We start from the raw sequence: 21856 nt of genomic DNA on the forward strand, positions 1-21856 counted from the left end.
CAGCGCCATTGCGAGGATTCCGGTAGCCACTCCCTGACGTTTGTCCTAAGGCTCGACCGCTTGCCACCCGTTCCGGCAGGCTCGATACTGACGGCAATGAGGCAAGCTCGAGACACAACGGGCTCTGGTCAATGAGGGGAGTTTCCATGGAGCGCATCTGGCTTAAGCAATATCCGCCCGGCGTCCCCGCCGATATCGAGCCGACGCAATATTCATCGCTGGTCGACCTTCTGGAGGAGAGCTTCGCCAAGTTCGCCGACCGCAAGGCGTTCATCTGCATGGACAAGTCGATCAGCTATCGCGATCTCGACCAGATGTCCCTGGCGATGGCGTCCTACCTGCAAGGACGAGGCCTGCAACGCGGCGCCCGCGTCGCGATCATGATGCCGAACGTGCTGCAATATCCGGTCGCGACCGCGGCCGTGCTGCGCGCCGGTTTCGCCGTGGTCAATGTCAATCCGCTCTACACGCCACGCGAGCTCGAGCACCAGCTCAAGGATTCCGGCGCCGAAGCCATCATCGTGCTGGAGAATTTCGCCCACACCGTCGAGCAGGTGATCGCGAAGACACAAGTCAAGCACGTCATCGTCGGCAGCATGGGCGACCTGCTCGGCTTCAAGGGCGTGATCGTCAATCTGGTCGTCCGCCGCGTCAAGAAGATGGTGCCGGCCTGGTCGCTGCCGGGCGCGGTGTCCTTCAACGACGCGATCTCCGCCGGCCGCTCTCTGGCCTTCAACAAGCCGAAGCTGTCGCCCGGCGACGTCGCCTTCCTGCAATATACCGGCGGCACCACCGGCGTGTCCAAGGGTGCCACCCTGCTTCATCGCAACATCGTCGCCAACGTCCTGCAGAACGACGCCTGGCTGCAGCCAGCGATGGCCGCGCCGCCACATGTCGATCAACTGATGGTCGTCTGCGCGCTGCCGCTCTATCACATCTTCGCGCTGACGGCCTGCTACCTGCTCGCGGTGCGCGCCGGCGGCTGCAATCTCCTGATCCCCAATCCGCGCGACATCCCGGGCTTCATCAAGGAATTGGCGAAATACCAGGTCAACAACTTCCCGGCCGTGAACACGCTCTACAACGGCCTGATGCACCATCCCGACTTCAAGAAGCTCGACTTCTCCAAGCTGAAGATCTCGAACGGTGGCGGCATGGCGGTGCAGCGTCCGGTCGCCGAGCAGTGGAAGGCGATCACGGGCTGCTCCATCGCCGAAGGCTACGGCCTGTCGGAGACATCTCCGACGCTGACCTGCAACACCACGACCGATCCCGAGTTCAACGGCACCATCGGCATCCCCGTGCCCTCGACCTGGATCTCGATCCGCGACGACGACGGCAACGAGATGCCGCTCGGCCAGCCCGGCGAGATCTGCGCCAAGGGCCCGCAGGTGATGTCGGGCTACTGGAACAGGCCGGAGGAGACCGCCAAGGTGATGACGGCGGACGGCTATTTCCGCACCGGCGACATCGGAATCATGGACGAGAGGGGCTACACCAAGATCGTCGACCGCAAGAAGGACATGATCCTGGTCTCCGGCTTCAACGTCTATCCGAACGAGATCGAGGAAGTGATCGCGAGCAACCCCGGGGTGCTCGAATGCGCCGTCATCGGCATTCCCGATTCCAAGTCGGGAGAGGCGGTGAAGGCGTTCGTGGTCAAGAAGGACCCGAACCTCACGGCGGAGGCCCTGGTCAAGTTCTGCCAGGAGCAGCTGACCGGCTACAAGGTGCCCAAGCACATCGAATTCCGTACCGACCTGCCGAAGACTAACGTCGGCAAGATCCTGCGCCGGCAGCTGCGCGACGAGAAGAAGGCGGAGGCGGCGTAAGCGCCTCTTTCGTTCATGACCGACGACAGCAACATCAGTCCGGCCGGCATCCTCGCCTTCTGGCGCGAGGCCGGCCGCGATGCCTGGTACGAGCGCAATGACGCATTCGACGTTGAGATCAGGCGCCGCTTTCTCGCGCTGTGGCAGAAGGCGGTCGCCGGCGAGCTCTTGTCATGGGAGGCGACCGACGAGGGCGCACTCGCGCTCGTCATCGTGCTCGACCAGTTTCCGCGCAACATGTTTCGCGGCACGTCGCAGGCCTTTGCCAGCGACGCGTTGGCGCGCGACGTCGCCCGCCGCGCCATTGCGCGGGGTGCAGATCAAAGGATCGACCCGGTCCTGCTCGAATTCCTCTATTTGCCCTTCATGCATTCCGAGCACCTGCCCGACCAATTGCACTGCGTCGCGCTGTTTCAAAACACCGACAATGCTGAAAACCTGAAATACTCGCGGGAGCACGCCGACATCATCCGGCGGTTTGGCCGCTTCCCCCACCGCAACCGTCTGCTCGGCCGCGACACCACGCCGGACGAGCAGGCCTTCCTCGACGGCGGCGGGTTCGCCGGCTGATGACATAAAGGTGAAGGTCCCGCCCTCACCGCCTCCGGGTCACTATCCGTGCCGGCAATATTGTGCAGGCCCGCCGCACGGTCTAAAAAGCGGGACCGATTTTCAGGGAGACTGACGATGGCGATCCAGACTGGCGACAAGCTGCCCGAGGCGAAATTCCGCGTGATGACGGCGGAAGGCCCGCAGGTGAAGACCACCGACGATATCTTCAAGGGCAAGAAAGTGGCGCTGTTCGCGGTGCCCGGCGCCTATACCGGCACCTGCCACAAGATGCATCTGCCGAGCATCTTCCTCAACGCCTACGCCCTGAAGGACAAGGGCGTCGACACCATCGCCATCGTCTCCGTCAACGACGCTTTCGTCATGAACGCGTGGAAGCGCGACACCGACCAGCGCGACGAGGCCATCTTCCTCGCCGACGGCAATGCCGACTTCGCCAAGGCGATTGGCATGGAGCTCGACGCCTCCGGCAACGGTCTCGGCATCCGCTCCAAGCGCTATTCGATGCTGGTCGAGGACGGCGTGGTCAAGAAGCTGAACCTCGAGGCGATGCCGGGCAAGGTCGAAGTGTCCGGCGGCGATACTTTGCTCGGGCAGCTGTAAGCGGCCATCGCTTTCAGCCACAAACGACGCTGTCATGCCCCGCGAAAGCGGGGCATGACGGTATTCCAGAAACAGTTGTTGCTAAATCGAGAGGCCGCGGCGTACTGGATCGCCCGCCTTCGCGGGCGATGACAGTTGAGACTGGAGCGCCGACCGCGCGCTACTCCGCCACCCGCGCCTGCAACCGCGCCTTCACGATCCCGTCGCGCGCGAGCTGATCGGCGCGTTCGTTCTCGGGATGCCCTGCGTGGCCCTTGACCCAGTGCCAGCGCACGTCATGAGCCTTCAGCGCGGCATCGAGGCGCTGCCATAGCTCGACATTCTTCACCGGCTTCTTGTCGGCGGTGCGCCAGCCGTTACGCTTCCAGCCGTGGATCCAGCCAGTGATGCCCTGACGGACATATTGGCTGTCGGTATAGAGATCGACGGTGCAAGGCTTCTTCAGCGCTTCCAATGCGGAGATCGCCGCCATCAATTCCATCTGGTTGTTGGTGGTGTGGCGCTCACCACCGTTCAGTTCCTTTTCCTTGTCGCCGAACTTCAGGATCGCGCCCCAGCCGCCCGGCCCCGGATTTCCCGAGCAGGCGCCGTCGGTGTAGATCGTGACGTTGGGAAGCTCGCTCACGCCACCAGCCCCGACGGCATCAGCCCGTAGTCGCGCACGCTGGAAACGCTCTGGTGGAAGCGCAGCTTGCGGACATATTCCAACGGATCCTTCGGCTTGACCAGCGCGCCGGGCGGTACGTTGAGCCAGTCGACCAGCCGCGTCAGCAGGAAGCGCATCGCAGCTCCGCGCGCGAGCAGCGGCAGCGCTGCCTCTTCCGCCTCGGACAGCTTTCGCACGCGGCCATAGGCATTGAGGAAGGCCCGCGCCTTGGTGACGTTGAAGGAATGATCCGGCTCGAAGCACCAGGCGTTGAGGCAGATCGCGACGTCATAGGCAAGCCAATCATTGCAGGCGAAGGTGAAGTCGATGATCCCCGAGAGCTTGTCGCCGAGGAAGAAGACGTTGTCGTTGAAGAGGTCGGCGTGGATCACGCCTTCAGGCAGCTGCGTCGGCCAGACGCCACTCTCGAGGTAGTCGAGCTCGTGGCCCAGGAACGCGCGCAGGCCGGGCTGCACCTCGTCGGCCCGCTGTGACGCGGCATCGAACAGCGGCCGCCAGCCCGGGACCGACAGCGCGTTCGCACGCCTGATCGCGAAATTCGCACCTGCCAGATGCATCCTGGCGAGCCCCTCGCCGACGCCGGCGCAATGGGCCGCGCTCGGCTTGCGCGGCCAGACGCCTTCGAGAAAGGTGATGATGGCGGCGGGCCGGCCCGACAGCTCGCGCAACGCCTCGCCGTCCGTTCCCTTCACCGGCAGCGGGCAGTTGACGCCGTGCTCGGCCAGATGCGTCATCAGCGCGAGGAAGAACGGCAGATCGTTCTTCGCCACGCGCTTCTCATAGAGCGTGAGGATGAACGACCCCTTGGTCGTATGCAGCAGGAAGTTGGAATTTTCGACGCCCTCGGCGATGCCCTTGTAGGAGAGCAACTCGCCGAGATCGTACTGGTTGAGGAAGTCCGCAAGCTCGTCGGCGGCAACGTCGGTGTAGACCGCCATGAAGATCTACTCGGCGGCGGCTTCGGGGCGCACCTGACGCGGCAGCGGGAAGAATTCGTTTTCTTCCGCGGCCGAGACCGTCTCCACATGCAGCGTGAAGCGCTCGGCGAACGCGTCCATGATCTCCTCGACGATCACTTCCGGGGCCGAGGCGCCCGCGGTGATGCCGAGGCTGGTGATGTTCTCGAACCGCTTCCAGTCGATTTCGGTCGCGCGCTGCGCCAGCACGGCGATCGGGCAGCCCTCGCGCTCGGCGACCTCACGCAGGCGCTGCGAGTTCGACGAGTTCGGCGCGCCGACCACGATCAGGGCATCCACCACCGGCGCCACCTTCTTCACCGCGAGCTGGCGGTTGGTGGTGGCGTAGCAGATGTCTTCCTTGTGCGGCCCGTTGATGTTCGGGAAGCGCTCCTTCAGCAGCGCCACGATCTCCGCGGTGTCGTCGATCGACAGCGTGGTCTGGGTCACGAAGGCGAGGTTGTTCGGGTCCTTCGGGGCGATGGTCTTCGCGTCCTCGGCGGTCTCGATCAGGGTCACGGCGCCGGTCGGGAGCTGGCCGAGCGTGCCCACCACCTCCGGATGATGGGAATGGCCGATCAGGAAGATCTCGCGGCCGCGCTTGAAATGGATCGCGGCCTCGCGGTGCACCTTGGTGACCAGCGGGCAGGTCGCATCCAGCGAGAACAAATTGCGGGACGTGGCGTCGGCCGGAACCGATTTCGGCACGCCATGGGCCGAGAACACCACCGGCGCGGTGGTGTTTTCCGGGATCTCGGCGAGTTCCTCGACGAAGATCGCGCCCTTCTTCTTCAACCCATCGACGACGTATTTATTGTGCACAATCTCATGGCGAACATAGACGGGGGCACCGTATTTATCGAGCGCCCGTTCCACGGTGTCGATCGCCCGGACCACCCCGGCGCAGAAGCCACGGGGAGAACAAAGCACGATCTTGAGGTCTGGTTTTGCTGACATTGAGCGATCTCGGGACCGAATCACCTCGCCAAATAGGCGGGAAGCGGTCGATGAATGAATAGGGGCTTGGGTACGGTCTTACAGCGACTTCAGAGGGAATTGGGCCCCCTTTCGGGCGCTGTCAAGGCACTATCTATAGCAGAACCATTGCGTGGCTACCCCCTCCGGGCTTATATAGCGCGAATTCCCAGTCATCGCTGATGACCACCGGTTTCGCCTCCAAAGGGGTGGGCGAAGCACAAAGGAGATTTGCCATGAGCAACGCACCTCTGATGCCCAAGGCGACCGCCGTCTGGCTGCTCGACAACACCGCGCTGACCTTCGATCAGGTCGCCGATTTCACCAAAATGCACCCCCTCGAGGTGCGCGCGATCGCCGATGGCGACGCCGCCCAGGGCATCAAGGGCATGGATCCCCTCTCCAACGGCCAGCTGACCCGCGAGGAGATCGAGAAGGGCGAGAACAACCCGGACTACCGGCTCCGCCTCCAGGAGAGCAAGGTGGTGCTGCCGCCGCAGCCCAAGCGCAAGGGCCCGCGCTACACCCCGGTCTCGCGCCGCCACGAACGCCCAAGCGCCATCCTCTGGCTGCTGCGCAACCATGCCGAGCTCAAGGACGCCCAGATCATGCGCCTGGTCGGCACGACCAAGAGCACGATCGCCAGCGTCCGTGATCGCACCCACTGGAACACCTCCCAGCTGACGCCGATTGATCCCGTCACCCTCGGCCTCTGCTCGCAGATCGAACTCGATTTCGAGGTCGCGCGCGCGGCCAAGGAAAAGCCGATCGACGCGGCCTATGGCGGTGCCACCCTGCTGCCGGCCTCAGAAACCACCAAGAAGGACGAGTACGAACCCGCGGAGAGGTCCAGCGACGATCTCAACGTCGATGCCGTGTTCGCCAAGCTGAAGACGCTCGGCGGCAAGAAGCAGGACCAGGAGGAGGAGTAATCCTTCGTCTTTAGTCGTCATCGAATGCAAGCGCGGCGGGGAAACCCGCCGCTTTCTTTGCGTGACGCAAGAAGCTTCAGCAACCGCGTCATTGCGAGCGCAGCGAAAAGCAATCCAGATTGTCTCGACGGAGAGATCCTGGATTGCTTCGCTGCGCTCGCAATGACGGATAAGTGGAAAGCAGCCTTTACGGCCGGTCCGGATGGTTCAGCATGTATTCGCCGAGGTCGCGCTGGCGTCGGTCGGCGCGGGTGGTCGCGGCGCTGCGCTGGACGTCGCGGTCCTTGCGGCAGGCCACGTATTCGGGCGAGCCGGCCGCATAGCCGCGGCTCTGGCAGACCGCATCGTCATCGTCGCCGCCCATGGCCACCGGCGTCTGGTAGCGCGCGGAGCAGGCGGAGAGAATGAGGCCCGCAAATGCAATCGCTAGAAACGGCTTCGAATTCATGGCAGGCCCTTCATCCTCAGGGTGAGGAGCCCGCGCAGCGGGCGTCTCGAACCATGCAGGCCAAGCTGCAGCAGCGGGGCCTTTCATCCTTCGAGACGCGCGCGAGGCGCGCTCCTCAGGATGAGGATTGAGCGGAAAAATGCGGCCTATTCAAGCCCCATTACAAACCTCACACCCGCCCCTTCAGCGCATCGCCGATCTCGTCCAGCACCTTGGGGTCCTCGATCGTCGCCGGCATGGTCCAGGCTTCACCATCTGCGATCTTCTTGATGGTGCCGCGCAAGATCTTTCCGGATCGCGTCTTGGGCAGGCGGCCGACGGTGATGGCGAGCTTGAACGCGGCAACGGGACCGAGCTTGTCGCGCACCAGCGCGACGATCTCCTTCTCGATCTCGGCCGGGGCCCGTTTCACACCCGCCTTGAGCACCAGGAAGCCGCAGGGCACCTCGCCCTTGATCGCGTCCTTGACGCCGAGCACGGCGCATTCGGCAACATCGGGATGCGAAGCCAGGATCTCCTCCATGCCGCCGGTGGAGAGCCGATGGCCGGCGACGTTGATGATGTCGTCGGTGCGTCCCATGACGAAGACATAGCCGTCTTCGTCCTTGTAGCCGGCATCCGACGTTTTGTAGTAGCCGGGGAATTCGGTGAGATAGGCTTCCTTGAAACGTTCGTCCTGATTCCAAAGCGTCGGCAGGCAGCCCGGCGGCATCGGCAGCTTGATGACGATCGAGCCCATGGTGTTCGGGCCGACCGGCTTTGCCGCTTCGTCGACCACGTCGACCTGATAACCCGGCATCGGCACCGTCGGCGAGCCGTGCTTCACCGGCAGCTGGCCTAAGCCGACCGGATTGCCGGCGATGCACCAGCCGGTTTCGGTCTGCCACCAATGGTCGATCACAGGCACTTTCAACTGCTGCTCCGCGCATTCCACCGTTGGCGGATCGGCGCGCTCGCCAGCCAGGAACAGCGTACGGAAGGTCGAGAGGTCGTATTGCCGAATGAATTTTCCTTCCGGATCTTCTTTCCGGATCGCGCGGAATGCGGTCGGCGCAGTGAAGAAGGCGACAGCTTTGTGCTCGCTGATCACGCGCCAGAATGCGCCGGCATCGGGCGTGCCGACCGGCTTGCCCTCATACATGATCGAGGTCGCGCCGTGCAGCAGCGGTCCGTAGACGATGTAGCTGTGGCCGACCACCCAGCCGATGTCGGAGCCGCACCACCAGACCTCGCCCGGCTTGACGCCATAAAGGTTGAACATGGACCATTTCACCGCGACGAGATGGCCGCCATTGTCGCGCACGACGCCCTTGGGAATGCCGGTCGTGCCTGACGTATAGAGGATATAGAGCGGATCGGTGGCGGCGACGGGCACGCAAGGCGCCTTCTTGCCGTCGTTCATCGCCTTGCGGCGCAGGCCCGCCCAATCATAGTCGCGGCCGGGCGTCAGGGCGCAGACGAGCTGCGAACGTTGCAGCACGATGCAGGCCTTCGGCTTTGCGCCCGCAAGCCTGATCGCCTCGTCGAGCAGCGGCTTGTACTGCACGATCCGGCCGGGCTCGATGCCGCAGCTCGCCGACAGAATCAACTTTGGCTGCGCATCGTCGATGCGGGTGGCGAGCTCTTTCGCGGCAAAGCCGCCGAACACCACGGAGTGCACCGCGCCAATGCGCGCGCAGGCGAGCATCGCGACGACGGCCTCCGGGACCATCGGCATATAGAGGATGACGCGATCGCCCTTGGCGACACCAAAATCCTGCATGATGGCGGCGAGCGCCTGCACTTCGGCCAGCAGTTCGGCGTAGGTGAATTTGGTGACGCTATTTGCCAGCGGCGAATCATGGATCAGCGCGATCTGGTCGGCGCGGCCGCGTTCGACATGGCGGTCGAGCGCGTTGTAGCAGGTGTTGACGACACCACCGCTGAACCAGCGGCCGTAGACGCCCTGCGAGGGATCGAAGAGCTTTTTCGGCGGCTCGATCCAGTCGATTTCCTTAGCCGCCTCGGCCCAAAAGCCCTCAGGGTCGGCCAGCGAGCGCGCATAAACCTCGTGATAGAGGCTCTTTCCGTCGACGTTCCCTCGGACGTTCATTCCCGCGCTCCCGTTCCCTTTATTCGCCTAGGCTTGACCTTGTGGCAGGACAAACGTCCCGCCATGACAGGGATCAAGTACCAGCCATGTTTGAGGGGTATTTTCCCGGGAACGGGCCGCGGTTCAAGCTGAAAAGAACAGTGCTCAGCTATCCATCGCATTGAGCCGCTGCAGCCGGTCCTGCATGACCTTCCTGAGATCATAGCCCGGGCGCCCGAAGCTCGTATTGCGGGTGGCGAGGAAGTCGCGTTGGGTGCGACGGAGCTCGCCGGCCGAGCGGGACCCGGCCGATTTCAGCACGCGCTCGTAGGTCTCGGCGATCTGGCGGTCGAGCACACCCAGTTGCGGATCGGCACAGATCACCTTCTCGACCTCGCGCTTCGCAGTGGCACAATCGAACGACGGGCCATTGCCGGAATTCGCAGCGAGCGGCCGCAGCGGCTCGCCGCCGAATTTCGCGATCTCCGCGATCATGGCGCGGCGGCCGGCGGCGGCGTTGTCATTGCCGGGATCGAGCCGCAGCGCGGTCTCGTAGTCGGCCAGCGCCTTCCTGCGTTCGCCCATCTTCTTGTAGAGCACGGCGCGGTTATTGTAGGTCTGCGCGAAATTCGGATCCAGTTTCAGCGCGGCCTCGTAATCGCTCAGCGCCGCGCCAAGCTCGCCCTTGAGGTGGTAGGAATCGCCGCGGTTTGTGAAGAAATTCGGCCGCGGTGCCAGCCGGAGCGCCTGATCGTAATCGGCAATCGCCTTGTCGTACTCGCCCATCGCGGCCAGCGACAGCCCGCGATTGTCGTAATATTCGGGCACCTTCGGATCGAGCCTGATCGCCTCGCCGTCGTCGGCAACCGCCTTGTCGAGCTGGCCGAGCTTCTTGTAGGCGGCGCCACGATTGGTGTAGCTGCGCGGCCGGTTCGGATCGAGCCGCAACGCCTCGCTGAGATCGCGGACCGCCTTCTCGTTGTCGCCGCCGAGATAATAGGTCACGCCGCGGTCTGACCAGGCCTGTGCATTGTCAGGCTTTAGCTTGATCGCCTGATCGTAATCGGCAAGCGCGCGGTCGAGCCGGCGCTGGTTGGTGTAGACCACGCCGCGCAGCTCGTAAGATTCCGAATCTTGCGGATCGAGCTCGATGGCCTTGCTGAGGTCCGCCGCGGCGCGGTTGAGATCGCCGCCGGCCTCGCGGAGGAGATCGCCGCGCAGGCGCCAGGCTTTTGCGTTCTTGCCATCGAGCGCAATGGCGCGATCGATATCTCGCAGCGCCTGCGTGAGGCCGCCCGAGGTCCGCGCATTGGCGTCGGCGCGCACCAGCAACGCCGCGGCGCGATCGGAGGATGGAATTGAGGCCTGGTCAATGGTGGCGCTGCAGGCCGGGATCAGCTCAGCCGGAGCGGCCTTGCTCCCCATCACGCAATCGACGCCGGCCGAGGCAGGGGCGACGAGGACGACGCTCATTGCCGCGCTAAGCAGGAGCGAGCGAAACGAGATTTTTGCAAACGAGAGCATTTGCGCGGAAGGATGCGTGCCGCACATGGCATAGGGCTCCGGGACATCAGGCTTTCACCATTGTCGCGGCGGGGACGCGATGGGTTCAAAATTGAGCCAGTCAGGGGCGCACCAGCGCCCTTCTCACGAGAAGGCGTCATGCCCGGGTTTGAGGTTGCGGAGGCCCTAAAGCTTCAATACCCGTCCACCCCGTTGAGCCGCTGCAGCCGCTTCTGCATTGCCTTCTTCAAATCGTACCCCGGCCGGCCGAACCCGGCGTTGCGGCGGGCGATGAAATCGTCCTGCTCGCGCTGAAGCGCCTTCGCTTCGCCTGCATTGCGGGCTTCGCGCAACACGCGCGCGTTGGCGGCAAAGACCTCACGGTCGAGATCAGCGAGCTCGCGGTTGGCGCAGATCGCCTTCTCGACGGGACGGCGCGCACCCTTGCAAATGAAGCTGGGCTTGCCCGCGACCGCCATCTGCGCGCCGATCCGCTCGATCTCGCGCGCCATCGCCTTGTGGTTGACCTTGGCCTTCTCGTGGTTCGGATCGATCTTCAATGCCGCGCCGAAATCCTGCACCGCCTTGGGCTTGTCACCCTTCCTCAGCCAGAGTTCGCCCCGCGCGTTGAAGATATCGGCGAGACCGGAATCGAGCTCCAGGGCGCGGCTGTCGTCAGCGATTGCGCGGTCGACCTGATCATGCCGGGCAAACAGCGCGCCGCGCGCGATCAGCGCCTTGATCAGGTCGGCCTTCGCCGTCTTCTCGTTGTCGATCACGGCGGCGCAGGCCGTGACGGCCTTGTCGATATCGTCGGCTGCGGCGGCCGCGAGGCACGGCGCGATGTCGACCTGCGGGACCGCGGCCGGTTCGCCGCCGGTCGCGGCATGAGCCACGACGAACGAGAGCGCGAAGAGCACCGCGGCGCCGGACCATTGAATGAGAAAACGCATGCTCGTCACAGTCGGAAAGTCTTGAGTTAAGGTCCGGGTTGAGGTCTTGCCTTGGGGCTGCACTATCCATCATACGGCCGGATTGGTGCTAGCTTGTGGCGCCGCTCAAATCGGTTTCGGGGATCAACGTGTCGACATTCGAATGGATCATCGTGCTTCTGCTCGGCGCCGTTGGATTATCGGCGCTGGCGCGGCGGATCAAGGTCCCCTACCCGACCTTTCTCGCGATCGGGGGTGCACTGATCGCCTTTGTGCCGTCGAGCCCGTCCTGGACGCTGGAGCCCGACCTGGCACTGGCTCTTTTTGTCGCACCGGTCCTGCTCGATGCCGCCTTCGACACCTCGCTGCGCGATCTCCGCAACAATTGGGTTCCAGTCGCCACCCTGGTCGTCGCCGCCGTCGGCCTGACCACGGCCAGCGTGGCCTACGTCGCGCACCGGCTGATGCCTGATATGCCCTGGGCCGCCGCGGTTGCGCTCGGCGCCATCGTGGCCCCGCCGGATGCGGCCGCCGCGGTTGCGATCCTGAGCCAGGTCAAGCTGCCTCATCGCATGGTGAAGGTCCTGGAAGGCGAGAGCCTGCTCAACGACGCGACCGCGCTCCTGATCTATCGCATCGCCGTCGGCACGGTTGCCACCGAGCATCTGGTATGGAGCCAGGTCGCGCCGACCATGGCGCTGGCGCTGGTCGGCAGCGTCGTCGCGGGCCTGGTCGCAGGCCGCATCATCCCGCTGTTCATGGAACGCGTGAAGGAAGCGCCGAGCGCGATCATCGTGCAGTTCGCCACCACCTTCATGGTCTGGATTGCCGCCGAGCATCTCGGTCTCTCCGGCATCCTCACCATCGTGGTCTACGGCATCACCATCGCGCGCACGGCGGGGGCACGCATGCCGGCGCGGCTGCGGGTGCCTTCCTATGCGGTGTGGGAGACTATGGTGTTCGTGCTCAACGTGCTCGCCTTCATGCTGATCGGCATGCAGATGCGGCCGATCTGGACGCGGCTCGATGCAGACGTGCGCTGGGAATATTGCGTGGCCGCGGCCTGGATCCTGCTCACCGTGGTCCTGGTGCGCCTGGCCTGGATCACATTCTACCGCACGACGCTGCGCGCGCTGATCGCGCATGGGATCTATCACCCCAAGGATCCGAAGCAGGTCGCCTCGCCCAAGGGCGGCCTCATCATCTCCTGGTGCGGTATGCGCGGCCTCGTCACGCTCGCCACCGCCTTTGCCTTGCCGGAAAACTTTCCGCATCGTGACTTCATCGTCTTCTCGGCGTTTGCCGTCGTGCTCGGCACGCTGGTCGTTCAGGGCCTGACGCTGCGGCCGCTGATCCTGGCGTTCGGCCTCAAAGATGACGATCCCGTCGGCATCGAGGTCGCGCGCGCCCGGGCCGTCGCCTATCGCGCGGCGCTCGACGCGATCGAGGACGATCCATCCGAGGAGGCTGAAATCCTGCGACTCGAATATCGCGCCATCCTGATGCAGGCGGACGACGATCCCCATGGCGGCATCACCAACGGCGAACTGCCCGCCGATCCGCTGCGCCGCCGAGGTATCGCGGCCGCGCGCAAATCGATCTTCGACCTTCGCGCCAGGGAAGTGATCGGCGACGATGCGTTCCATCGGATCGAGGAAGAGCTCGATCGCGCAGAATTGAGCGCAGGGGGTTAAATCCCAATCCCCCAACAAGAGCCCTGCACAGGTGGCTAGGGGCTTGAACCAAACGCCGCCTCTCCAGACTCATCCCTCATGACGACCCTGATCGACGACCGTCGTGTGCGCGCGCGAGATGCGTCGCCCGCACGATATTTCTATCTCCAAATGGCACTGGCCTGCGCGGCCACCGCCTTTCTCGGCTTCGCACCGACCTATTTTGTGCCGCTCGCCAACCGGACACTGTCCGCAAGCCCCGTCATTCATTTCCACGGTCTGTTGTTCTTCACCTGGTCTCTCTATTTCGTGATCCAGACCTGGCTCGCCGCCTCAGGTCGCGTGGTCAATCACCGTGCGCTCGGCATCGCCGGCGTTTCGCTCGCGACCGCGATGACGATCTTCGGCTTCCTCGCCTCCGTACATGTGATGCAGCATTCCGCCGCGCTCGGACAGAAAGAGGCCGGCATCGCCTTCTCGATCGTGCCGATGAGCGGGATCGCGTTCTTCGCAGTGGTGTTCGTGCTCGCGATCATGAACACGCGAAAGCCCGAGATTCACAAACGCCTGATGCTGCTCGCCGCGGTCTCCATCCTCGATGCCGCGATCGCGCGCTGGTTTCTCACCTTTCTCGCGCCTCCGGGACCGCCCGGGCCGCCGCCGGTGCCGGTTACCATCGCGCCCGCGATGGTCGCCTCGCTGCTGCTCGTCGTCGCCATGGTACGCGACTGGCGCACCGAGGGCCGCGTGCATCCGGTCTACATCACCGGGACGCTGGCCATGCTGGCGGTGAAGGTGCTGAACTGGCCGATCAGCGAGACTGCGGCGTGGCATTCGTTTGCAGGCGGGATTCTAGCGCTGGCGCAGTAGGGTTCAGTCGTCGTCCTGGCGAAAGCCAGGACCCATTACCCCGAATGCCGATTGCTGACACCGGCTGGAGCCGGCAGTCTTCGCCAAACCTAGCCGTGTGGCAATGGGCCCTGGCTTACGCCAGGGCGACGAGCAAGGGGCTACGCCCCCGCCTTGCACGTGATCCCGCCGTCCACCACGAGCTCGATCCCCGTCACATATTTCGCTTCGTCCGAGGCCAGGAACAGCGCGGCATTCGCGACGTCCCAGGCCTCGCCCATGTGACCCATCGGCACTTGCGCATCGCGGGCGCGCCACATCGCCTCGACGTCGCCCTTGGCGTAGCTGTTGGCGAGGCCCGCGGAATGCTCCACCATCGGCGTCTTCATCAGGCCGGGTAGGATCGCGTTCACCCGCACATGGTTCTTGGCGAACTCGACCGCGGTGGAGCGCGTCAACTGGTTCATCGCCGCCTTGCTGGCGTTGTAGCTGACATAGGAAATCCCGACATGCCGGATCGAGGCGATCGAGGAGATGTTGATGATGGAGCCACCGCCCTGCTTCACCATGACGGGGACGACGTGCTTCATGGCGAGATAGGCACTCTTGAGGTTGACGGTGAAGACGCGATCCCAGCTCTCCTCGGCGACATCGACCACGCTGCCCATCTCGGCGATGCCGACATTGTTGTCGAGCACGTCGATGCAGCCATAGGCCTTCAAGCACGCCGCGATCATAGCCTCGATCTCGGCTGCTCGCGACACATCGGCGGTGAACGCCATCGCCTTGCCGCCCTCGTCCGTGATGATCTTCGCGGTCTCCTCGGCGGCCGCACCATTGCGATCGACGCAAAACACCTGCGCGCCCTCACGCGCAAACGTCACCGCGGTGGCCTTGCCGTTGCCCCAACCCGGCCCGATCGAGCCGGCGCCCACGACCATCGCAACCTTGCCCTTGAGCCGATCCATCGCGTTTCTCCCCTATTCTTGTTCTTGTAGCCCGGATTACGCTTCGCTCCATCCGGCTACGGATCTTTGCAGACGCTCATCTTTGTGACGTTAGCACCAATGGGATGACCGACAATCTCGGACAACGTCCGGCACTTGCCGTCATGGCATAGCCGCCATTCGCCAGCCGCGCCGGAATTGCCCAGCACGACCTCCGGCATCGGCGCGCGCGCAGGCTTCCATTGAAACCAGCCGTCGACGAGGCGCGCCTCGGGCGGCGGCTCCATGCCGGGGCCGGTGCCCTTCACGCGTGCCTGCGTCAGTTCGAGCCCGGCGGGGGTGACGCGCCAGTCTTCCTGCCAGTCGACCTTCGCGATCGAATGCGTCCACACCAGCGTGAACGCGGACAGCGCCAGCGCCTTCACGCCTGAGGCTGTGACGAAGCAGAGGCTCACACCGCCTCGACCGGCGACGGCGGACGCTGCCGCCACTGCCACAGCACGATGGCCGCTGCGAGCAGGAAGCCCACGGTGTCGCTGAACGGGAAGTCCCCGAGCAGGCAGAACGCGGCACCGAGCGCGACAAGACGTTCGAGGAACGTCAGGCGCGTGAACAGGAATCCGATCGCGACCATGCCGAACAGCGCGATCGCCACCAAGGCCTTCAAGGTCGCCAGTGCCACCGCGCCGTAGAAGCCGAGCTTGGCCGCCATGGGATCGCCGCCCTGCAGCATCAGCGCCGGCGAATAGACGAATATGAAGGGGATGACGTAGCCGGCGAGCGCGATGCGCATCGCCTCCCAGCCGATCTTGTCCGGATTCTCCTTCGCGATCGGTGCTGCGGCTAACGCCGCCAGCGCCACCGGCGGCGAGAGGTCTGCCATGATGCCGTAATAGAACGCGAACATGTGGCTTGCGATCAGGGGCACGCCAAGCTTGGCCAGCGCGGGCGCCGCGAGCGCTGCCGTGATGATGTAGGTCGGAATGGTCGGGATGCCGGTGCCGAGCAGGATCGACAGCAGCATGGTCATGATCAGCGCCAGGAACAGGCTCTTCTCGCCGAGGCCGATCACCCAGCCGCCGAAGATGGTGCCGACGCCGGTCTGCGACATCATGCCGATGATGACGCCGACAATGGCGCAAGCCATGCCGACGGTGATGGCGGATTTCGCGCTTTCAGCCAGCGCATCGCGGCAGGCGCGCAGGGCGGAAAATCCACCGCGCACGAACGCAGTGACCACGATCAGCGCGACGACGACGCAGGCGACCGGCACGATCTGAAGGCCGTCGCGCGAGAGCGCGGCGACGACGAGCGCGAGCCCGATCCAGAAGATATAGCGGATCGCCATCGAAGGCGCGCCCGTCGTGATGGCGGTGCCAAGGATCAGCGCCACCGTCAGCGCAAGGCCCATGCTGCCGGCATAGAGCGGCGTAAAGCCTTCGAACAGCATGTAGACCAGCGCCGCGAGCGGCAACACGAGGTACCAGCGCGTCACCAGCGCCTTCCAGGCGCTTGGAATCTCCGAGCGCTTCATGCCGGTGAGGCCGTGCTTGCCGGCTTCCAGATGCACCATCCAGAAGGCGGAGGCGAAATAGAGCATCGCGGGAATCGCCGCGGCTTTCACGATCTCCGAATACTGGACGCCGAGCGTCTCCGCCATGATGAAGGCAACCGCGCCCATGACCGGCGGCATGATCTGTCCGCCCATCGAGGCTGTCGCCTCGACGCCGGCCGCGAACGCGCGGCGATAGCCGAACCTGATCATCAGCGGAATCGTGAACTGGCCGACGGTGACGACGTTGGCGACGCCGGAGCCGGAGATCGTGCCCATCATGCCCGAGGCGAACACCGCGACCTTGGCCGGGCCGCCGCGGGTCCTGCCGAATAATCCAAGGGAAACGTCGGTGAAGAGCTGGATCATGCCGGCGCGCTCCAGGAACGAGCCGAACAGGATGAACAGGAAGATGTAGGTCGCCGAGACGTAGATCGGCACGCCGTAGAAGCCCTCGGTGCCGAACGACAGATGCGTGACGATCTGGTCGAAATCATAGCCGCGATGGTTGAGCGGCGACGGCAGATACTGGCCGAAGAACCAGTAGACGAGGCAGGCGCCGCACATCAGCGGGAGCGCCGCGCCCATCAGCCGCCGGGTGCCTTCGAAGATCAGGACGGCGAGCAGCGTGCCGACCACGAGATCGAGGCGCGTCGGATCGCCGTCACGTGCGATCAGATCCGCATAGAAGATCCATTGATAGAGCCCGCACAGAAAGCCCGCGCCGCCGATCAGCCAGCCGATCGCGCGGCCGAAATCGCTTTTGGCAGTGAAATTGCCGATCAGGCCGAAGGTGAGGAGGATGAGGAAGCCGACATGGACGCCGCGCACCACCTGGCTCGGCAGATAGTTGAAGGCCGCGACATAAAGCTGGAAGGTCGCGAAGGCGATGCCGATCCAATAGGCGAGCGTGCCCCACCAGCCCGGGCCAAAGCCTTCTGGAAAACCGTGCTCGAAATTGTCGAACTCGACCTTGATGGGCGCTTCGCTGCCCTCTGCCTGCAACATCGATATGACCCCAACCGTCCAGCGCTTATAACATTGCACGACGCCTCCAGACCGTCATGCCCGGGCTTGTCCCGGGCATTCACGGACTTTCTCGCCTGCTCCTGGAACGTGGATGGCCGGGACAAGCCCGGCCATGACGCCCGATAACGAAAGCTGATTACTTGATCAGCCCCTTTTCCTTGTAATAGCGGATCGCGCCGGGGTGCAGCGGAACCGGGCTGCCGCTGGCGGCCGTCTCGAGCTTGATCTCCTTGCCGGCCGCATGCGCGTTGGCGAGCTCGGGCAGCGACTCGTAGACTAGTTTTGTCATCTGGTAGGCGAGATCGTCCGACACCGCCGAGCTGGTGACGAGGTAGTTGACCACGGCGGCGGTCGGCACGTCCTTGTCCTGCCCGGTGTAGGTGTTGGCGGGAATGGTCGCCGCGATGAAGGGCAGGCCGATCTTGTCGACGGTCTCCTTCGGCACCGACACCACCGTGATCGGGCTCGAGGTCGACAGATCCTTCAGCGAGGCCACGCCGAGGCCGGCCGATTGCAGCGTCGCGCCGAGCTGGCGGTTCTTCATGAGATCGACGGATTCGGCAAACGGCAGATACTCCACCTTGCCGAGATCCTTGTAGCTCATGCCGGCCGCTGCCAGGATCGCGCGCGAATTGAGCTCCGTGCCCGATTTCGGCGCGCCGACCGACAGACTCTTGCCCTTGAGGTCCGCCAGCGTCTTGATGCCGCTCTCGGCGGTCGCGACGATCTGGATGTAGTTCGGATAGATCGCGCCGATGGTCCTGAGCTTGTCGAGCTTGGACTTGAAGCCCGCCTCCTCGTCACCGTCCCAGGCCGCTTTCAGCGAGTCGCCCAGCGTGAACGCGATCTCGCCGCGACCCTGCTGGAGCAGGATCAGATTCTCGACTGATGCCTTGGTGGCCTGCACCTGCGTCTTCACGTTCGGAATCTTGTCGCCGTAGATCTTCCCGATCGCGACCCCGAGCGGATAGTAGACGCCGGAGGTGCCGCCGGTCAGCACGTTGATGAAGGATTGCGCCTGCGCGCAAGGCGCGGAGGCCGCCAGCGCAAGAGCCGCGGCCACGCCGAAAATCGTCCGTTTCATGATCTTTCCACTCCCCAAACCGGCCGGGAAGTTGGCCGGATGAGGGGTGCGGGTCAACCCATCCAAAAGTCAAAACAGGACTGCGGTAAATGGCTGTCCTGCCTCGATTTTTGGGGAACTCAGCGGGTGCGGCGAGGTGGCGCAGCCGGGTCGGGGCAGCCCCTCACTGGAAGGTCATGTCCAGGCATTTGGAGATGTCGGAGCCGAGGCCCGAGGAGATGATGATGCAGCCGCGCACCTTCTGCGCGCTGACGTCGGCAGCCCAGACCGAGTAGCCGCCGGGGCCGAAGAACGAATTGGTGTTCGGAGGCTCGGTCTCGGTGGCGTCGAAATCGTAATGGCCATCGGTCTCGAAGATGCGCGGCTTCTTGGTGCAGGCGCCGTCGGTCTGGACGTTGATGACTTCCTTGTTGTCGCGGGTCAGCGCCAGCGAGACCTGGCAACGGAAATATTCCGAGGTCTTGGTGTTGAAGAGATAAGTGTAGGACTTGCAGGTCGCGGTGTTCAGCTTGCCCGGGGCCAGGCCACGGCTGCACGAAATCCGCTGGTTGTGGCTGAGCTGGTAATCATCGGCCCGGGCGGCCGGCGTGAGCGCCGTCAGCAACAGGCCGGCGGCCCAGCAAGCTTTAATGACGAGGTTCATTCGAATCATCCCCTACCCAATGTTTTTGTCGAATTGCGTTCTAGACGGAAAGCGGAACATAGTCGCGCGGGGACGAAGGGAAAATCACAAACTGCTGGGCAAGACGTGATGCGCTGCGGCGCTTTCGCAAATTGACCCGGATGCATCGTTCGTGATTTGTTCAAGCCGGGCGCCTCGATGGGGAGGATAGGGTGATGGCAATTTCAACAAAGATCTTTTTGGTGACGGCCGTGCTCGGCGCGTTTGCTGCGCCCGCATTGGCGCAGACCGCTGCGACACCTTGGGAGCTCAAGCCCGACACCGGCTACGCCTATGACAAGGACGGCAAGACCTTTTCCTACAAGATGGGCACCAGCAATGCCGGTGAACTTCTGAAGGGCGCCAAGAAGGTACCGAAAGGCACGCTGTTCTTCATCGGCCACAACGGCCAGCTCTACATGCGCAGCGGCCCGTATCTGGAAGGCGACGGCAAGTTCAAGTTCGGGTCGGATCAGTAGGGACGGGACGGCGGGCGACAGCGCCGCCACACTCGGTGTCATCGTCCGCGAAGGCGGACGATCCATTATTTCAGAGGCGGTTGTGCTTAAACCGAAACGCCGCGGCGTACTGGATGCCCCGCCTGCGCGTGGCATGACAGCTACCGCCGCCTAAAACGCCCCCGCCAGCTCCCGCGCGCCGGCATTGTTGCTGTTGCTGTCCATCCTCGTATCCGTCACCGCCAGCAGCTTCGCCACCGTGTTGTGGCGGATCGCGACCGGATTGCGCTCGTAGCCGCCGCGCTGGAAGAAGTTCGACGTCGGCACCTGCTCGCGCATCGCCTGCGGCATCGTCACCATGTCGAGGCCGGTGCCGTCGCCGGTGAGGTTCATCATCTCGAGCTCGGCCGCGCTGAGCGGGCGGCTATAGCCCTTGGCGCGCGCGAACAGCACCGACGTGAGCAGCTTGTGGGTCTGCAGCATCGGCCCGATATCGATGTCGAGCACCATGGCATGCATGGCCCAGCCCTGCGCGGTGTTGCCGATCTTCTCGTGCTCCGACCAGGTGTCGGGCACCGATTTGGCGTGCGCCACCATTTTCTTGAGAACGGTGAGCTTGTGCTCGAGCGACTGGCGCGCCGGGCCCGAGGTCCGCGCGACCTTATCGGAGAGCGCGCGGATGAACTCATGGCCTTGCTCGGCCAGCAGCTCGACGCTGTTGGTCGTCAGCAGCTGGTTGTAGCCCATCGCGGTCGAAATGGCGCGCTTGCCGCCATGCTCGATTCCCGCCTGCACGTCATAACTGCCGGTGCCGCCGGTCTCGAACGCATAGACCCGCACCGCCTGCTCGCGCGTCAGCCCCGAGGCCAGCGCGTAGCGTGCATAGACGCGCTTGAATTCGACTTCGTTGGACGGCCGCTGCGGCGTGAACTGGTAGAGTTCCTGCGCCGCGCGCAGCAGATCGGCGACCACGGGGATCGGCTTTTTCGTCGGGCGGTCCGGGGTTTCCTCCGGCTCCGGATTCACTGGCCGTTTCGGCCCGTTATAAAGCGGCGGATGCTCCAGCACGTAATCGTCGAGCGTGATCTGCTGCCCGCTGCGCCGCTTGGCGTTGCGACCTTTCCGCTTCTCGGAGATCTGGCTCCAATAGACGCCGGCTTCCTCGTCGAAGGCCGCACGCGCCGCCTGATACTCCTGCAGCTTGCGGCGATATTCCAGCACGGCGGGCGACGCACCGCCTTGCGCGAAAAATTGCGACAACAGCTGGGCTTTGGCATTCCGGACGGCCGGCGGCAGCGCGTCGGATTCGCCACCGCGCGCAGCGGGCGCGAGCAGGACGAGCGCGAGTGGAACCAGTCTCACGGCATTTCGAATCGATTGATGCATGCTGCCCTCTTAGCAGGCATCCGGTAACCGTCACGTTAACACGTCGTTTACCTCGTTTTCGCCTCGCGTCACTTCCAGGCGAATACCGGCTGTTCCAGCTCGGTGACGCGGGTGTGCCGCCCCGCCAGCACCTCGCGGAACTGGTAGATCAGGGCCGCCGTCGGCGCGTGGATCAGGCTCGACTGATGATGAAAGCGGATCACACGGCGCGTGCTCTCGGGGATCACGACGAAATCGAAAGCGTCGGAGCGCTCGACCGTCGCAAGCGCGATGCGATGGACGGAGGCGACCTCGTCCGGGTTTGGTTTGATCGCGGCACTATCGGCGGCCCAGACCACGACTGGCGTAATCAGATAGCCCGAGCGGGTCGGATAATCATCGAGCGTGCCGAGCACCTCCGCGCTGGTGAGGTGGAGGCCTAGCTCCTCGTCGAGTTCGCGCAGCGCCGCCTCGACCGGCGTCTCGCCGGCATCGCAGCGTCCACCGGGCAAGGCCCATTGACCGCGATGGGCGCGCAGATGCGATGCGCGCAGCGTGAGCAGCAACGCCGTCTCATCGCTCTCGCTGGCCGCAGTCAGCGCAACTGCCACCGCGGCGCGCTTCAACGCCGCCGGCGCTTCGTCCTCCGGCAGCCGCGTGAAGGCCGCGCAGGCGGCCGCGATATTCCGCCGTGTGGCATCGTCGAACGGTCTCATGATGCTTGACTACACCACGTCCGGCCCCGATGA

Annotated in this window: 21 protein-coding genes; 7 read left to right on the top strand and 14 right to left on the bottom strand. The window is 64.2% G+C overall.

Features of this window, described 5'->3' with window-relative positions; translation table 11 throughout:
* Positions 1-146 precede the first annotated feature (146 nt).
* The 3 genes from IVB40_RS32095 to IVB40_RS32105 all read left to right on the top strand — a co-directional run bounded on the left by IVB40_RS32095 (position 147) and on the right by IVB40_RS32105 (position 3005).
* A complete protein-coding gene (locus IVB40_RS32095; protein WP_027514214.1) occupies positions 147-1832 on the top strand; it encodes a long-chain fatty acid--CoA ligase in 1686 nt (561 codons plus the stop codon).
* Between the two features lie 15 nt (positions 1833-1847).
* Positions 1848-2402, top strand: a complete 555-nt coding sequence (locus tag IVB40_RS32100; RefSeq protein ID WP_247817369.1) for a DUF924 family protein — start codon at positions 1848-1850, stop codon at positions 2400-2402.
* A gap of 117 nt (positions 2403-2519) precedes the next feature.
* Positions 2520-3005, top strand: coding sequence for a peroxiredoxin (locus tag IVB40_RS32105; protein ID WP_027565673.1), 486 nt, complete (start codon positions 2520-2522; stop codon positions 3003-3005).
* A 160-nt stretch (positions 3006-3165) separates the two neighbouring features.
* Here IVB40_RS32105 and rnhA read toward each other — a convergent pair whose 3' ends face one another.
* From rnhA to ispH, 3 genes are read right to left on the bottom strand one after another with little or no spacing between them, the layout of a single operon-like run.
* Positions 3166-3630 (bottom strand): ribonuclease HI, encoded by a 465-nt coding sequence (gene rnhA / locus IVB40_RS32110; protein WP_247817371.1) that lies wholly within the window; start codon positions 3628-3630, stop codon positions 3166-3168.
* Positions 3627-4610: a homoserine kinase gene (locus tag IVB40_RS32115; RefSeq protein ID WP_247817372.1), complete on the bottom strand. Its 984-nt coding sequence runs from the start codon at positions 4608-4610 to the stop codon at positions 3627-3629. The genes rnhA and IVB40_RS32115 overlap by 4 nt, the downstream gene beginning before the upstream one ends.
* Positions 4611-4616: 6 nt before the next feature.
* Positions 4617-5585, bottom strand: coding sequence for a 4-hydroxy-3-methylbut-2-enyl diphosphate reductase (gene ispH / locus IVB40_RS32120; RefSeq protein WP_007597506.1), 969 nt, complete (start codon positions 5583-5585; stop codon positions 4617-4619).
* 254 nt (positions 5586-5839) lie between these two features.
* Between ispH and IVB40_RS32125 the strand changes: the two genes are divergently transcribed.
* Positions 5840-6535, top strand: a complete 696-nt coding sequence (locus tag IVB40_RS32125; protein ID WP_027565675.1) for a cell cycle transcriptional regulator TrcR — start codon at positions 5840-5842, stop codon at positions 6533-6535.
* Positions 6536-6722: 187 nt separating this feature from the next.
* On the opposite strand, the gene IVB40_RS32130 is transcribed toward IVB40_RS32125, so the two are convergent.
* The 4 genes from IVB40_RS32130 to IVB40_RS32145 all read right to left on the bottom strand — a co-directional run bounded on the left by IVB40_RS32130 (position 6723) and on the right by IVB40_RS32145 (position 11510).
* The gene (locus IVB40_RS32130; protein ID WP_007597509.1) at positions 6723-6983 is read right to left on the bottom strand and encodes a hypothetical protein; all 261 of its coding nucleotides are present in this window, start codon (positions 6981-6983) and stop codon (positions 6723-6725) included.
* 169 nt (positions 6984-7152) lie between these two features.
* Positions 7153-9075, bottom strand: a complete 1923-nt coding sequence (locus IVB40_RS32135) for a propionyl-CoA synthetase (protein WP_247817373.1) — start codon at positions 9073-9075, stop codon at positions 7153-7155.
* A 144-nt stretch (positions 9076-9219) separates the two neighbouring features.
* Positions 9220-10605, bottom strand: a complete 1386-nt coding sequence (locus IVB40_RS32140) for a tetratricopeptide repeat protein (RefSeq protein ID WP_247817374.1) — start codon at positions 10603-10605, stop codon at positions 9220-9222.
* A gap of 146 nt (positions 10606-10751) precedes the next feature.
* The gene (locus IVB40_RS32145) at positions 10752-11510 is read right to left on the bottom strand and encodes a tetratricopeptide repeat protein (RefSeq protein ID WP_027565678.1); all 759 of its coding nucleotides are present in this window, start codon (positions 11508-11510) and stop codon (positions 10752-10754) included.
* A 95-nt stretch (positions 11511-11605) separates the two neighbouring features.
* Between IVB40_RS32145 and IVB40_RS32150 the strand changes: the two genes are divergently transcribed.
* Positions 11606-13183: a sodium:proton antiporter gene (locus tag IVB40_RS32150; protein WP_247817375.1), complete on the top strand. Its 1578-nt coding sequence runs from the start codon at positions 11606-11608 to the stop codon at positions 13181-13183.
* Between the two features lie 78 nt (positions 13184-13261).
* The gene (locus tag IVB40_RS32155; RefSeq protein ID WP_247817376.1) at positions 13262-14032 is read left to right on the top strand and encodes a hypothetical protein; all 771 of its coding nucleotides are present in this window, start codon (positions 13262-13264) and stop codon (positions 14030-14032) included.
* A 140-nt stretch (positions 14033-14172) separates the two neighbouring features.
* Here IVB40_RS32155 and IVB40_RS32160 read toward each other — a convergent pair whose 3' ends face one another.
* The 5 genes from IVB40_RS32160 to IVB40_RS32180 all read right to left on the bottom strand — a co-directional run bounded on the left by IVB40_RS32160 (position 14173) and on the right by IVB40_RS32180 (position 19266).
* The gene (locus tag IVB40_RS32160) at positions 14173-14979 is read right to left on the bottom strand and encodes a glucose 1-dehydrogenase (protein ID WP_247817377.1); all 807 of its coding nucleotides are present in this window, start codon (positions 14977-14979) and stop codon (positions 14173-14175) included.
* Between the two features lie 56 nt (positions 14980-15035).
* On the bottom strand, positions 15036-15413 hold the full coding sequence (locus IVB40_RS32165) for a DUF1850 domain-containing protein (protein ID WP_247357749.1): 378 nt from the start codon (positions 15411-15413) through the stop codon (positions 15036-15038).
* Complete coding sequence (locus IVB40_RS32170) at positions 15410-17518, bottom strand: TRAP transporter permease (protein WP_247817379.1); 2109 nt, start codon at positions 17516-17518, stop codon at positions 15410-15412. Before IVB40_RS32170 ends, IVB40_RS32165 begins: the two co-directional genes overlap by 4 nt.
* A 157-nt stretch (positions 17519-17675) precedes the next feature.
* On the bottom strand, positions 17676-18623 hold the full coding sequence (locus tag IVB40_RS32175) for a TAXI family TRAP transporter solute-binding subunit (RefSeq protein ID WP_027565684.1): 948 nt from the start codon (positions 18621-18623) through the stop codon (positions 17676-17678).
* 163 nt (positions 18624-18786) lie between these two features.
* A complete protein-coding gene (locus IVB40_RS32180; RefSeq protein ID WP_247357747.1) occupies positions 18787-19266 on the bottom strand; it encodes a hypothetical protein in 480 nt (159 codons plus the stop codon).
* A 194-nt stretch (positions 19267-19460) separates the two neighbouring features.
* Here IVB40_RS32180 and IVB40_RS32185 point away from each other — a divergent pair, with 194 nt between their 5' ends.
* Positions 19461-19763: a hypothetical protein gene (locus IVB40_RS32185; RefSeq protein WP_027565686.1), complete on the top strand. Its 303-nt coding sequence runs from the start codon at positions 19461-19463 to the stop codon at positions 19761-19763.
* 150 nt (positions 19764-19913) lie between these two features.
* Here the strand turns inward: IVB40_RS32185 and IVB40_RS32190 are convergent, their stop codons facing one another.
* Together IVB40_RS32190 and IVB40_RS32195 are read right to left on the bottom strand one after the other, a co-directional pair.
* On the bottom strand, positions 19914-21128 hold the full coding sequence (locus tag IVB40_RS32190) for a hypothetical protein (protein WP_247817380.1): 1215 nt from the start codon (positions 21126-21128) through the stop codon (positions 19914-19916).
* Positions 21129-21196: 68 nt separating this feature from the next.
* Complete coding sequence (locus IVB40_RS32195) at positions 21197-21823, bottom strand: CoA pyrophosphatase (protein WP_247285733.1); 627 nt, start codon at positions 21821-21823, stop codon at positions 21197-21199.
* Positions 21824-21856 lie beyond the last annotated feature (33 nt).

It is taken from the genome of Bradyrhizobium sp. 40 (assembly GCF_023100925.1).
Taxonomy (GTDB): Bacteria; Pseudomonadota; Alphaproteobacteria; order Rhizobiales; family Xanthobacteraceae; genus Bradyrhizobium.

What these genes read in the sequence shown, in the direction of transcription:
- ispH (WP_007597506.1), bottom strand. Translation starts at nt 5,585, where the DNA reads ATGTCAGCAAAACCAGACCTCAAGATCGTGCTTTGTTCTCCCCGTGGC.
- IVB40_RS32185 (WP_027565686.1), top strand. Translation starts at nt 19,461, where the DNA reads ATGGCAATTTCAACAAAGATCTTTTTGGTGACGGCCGTGCTCGGCGCG.
- IVB40_RS32100 (WP_247817369.1), top strand. Translation starts at nt 1,848, where the DNA reads ATGACCGACGACAGCAACATCAGTCCGGCCGGCATCCTCGCCTTCTGG.
- IVB40_RS32130 (WP_007597509.1), bottom strand. Translation starts at nt 6,983, where the DNA reads ATGAATTCGAAGCCGTTTCTAGCGATTGCATTTGCGGGCCTCATTCTC.
- IVB40_RS32115 (WP_247817372.1), bottom strand. Translation starts at nt 4,610, where the DNA reads ATGGCGGTCTACACCGACGTTGCCGCCGACGAGCTTGCGGACTTCCTC.
- IVB40_RS32170 (WP_247817379.1), bottom strand. Translation starts at nt 17,518, where the DNA reads ATGTTGCAGGCAGAGGGCAGCGAAGCGCCCATCAAGGTCGAGTTCGAC.
- IVB40_RS32190 (WP_247817380.1), bottom strand. Translation starts at nt 21,128, where the DNA reads ATGCATCAATCGATTCGAAATGCCGTGAGACTGGTTCCACTCGCGCTC.
- IVB40_RS32180 (WP_247357747.1), bottom strand. Translation starts at nt 19,266, where the DNA reads ATGAACCTCGTCATTAAAGCTTGCTGGGCCGCCGGCCTGTTGCTGACG.
- IVB40_RS32145 (WP_027565678.1), bottom strand. Translation starts at nt 11,510, where the DNA reads ATGCGTTTTCTCATTCAATGGTCCGGCGCCGCGGTGCTCTTCGCGCTC.
- IVB40_RS32140 (WP_247817374.1), bottom strand. Translation starts at nt 10,605, where the DNA reads ATGTGCGGCACGCATCCTTCCGCGCAAATGCTCTCGTTTGCAAAAATC.
- IVB40_RS32105 (WP_027565673.1), top strand. Translation starts at nt 2,520, where the DNA reads ATGGCGATCCAGACTGGCGACAAGCTGCCCGAGGCGAAATTCCGCGTG.
- IVB40_RS32135 (WP_247817373.1), bottom strand. Translation starts at nt 9,075, where the DNA reads ATGAACGTCCGAGGGAACGTCGACGGAAAGAGCCTCTATCACGAGGTT.
- IVB40_RS32155 (WP_247817376.1), top strand. Translation starts at nt 13,262, where the DNA reads ATGACGACCCTGATCGACGACCGTCGTGTGCGCGCGCGAGATGCGTCG.
- IVB40_RS32160 (WP_247817377.1), bottom strand. Translation starts at nt 14,979, where the DNA reads ATGGATCGGCTCAAGGGCAAGGTTGCGATGGTCGTGGGCGCCGGCTCG.
- IVB40_RS32195 (WP_247285733.1), bottom strand. Translation starts at nt 21,823, where the DNA reads ATGAGACCGTTCGACGATGCCACACGGCGGAATATCGCGGCCGCCTGC.
- IVB40_RS32095 (WP_027514214.1), top strand. Translation starts at nt 147, where the DNA reads ATGGAGCGCATCTGGCTTAAGCAATATCCGCCCGGCGTCCCCGCCGAT.
- IVB40_RS32125 (WP_027565675.1), top strand. Translation starts at nt 5,840, where the DNA reads ATGAGCAACGCACCTCTGATGCCCAAGGCGACCGCCGTCTGGCTGCTC.
- IVB40_RS32175 (WP_027565684.1), bottom strand. Translation starts at nt 18,623, where the DNA reads ATGAAACGGACGATTTTCGGCGTGGCCGCGGCTCTTGCGCTGGCGGCC.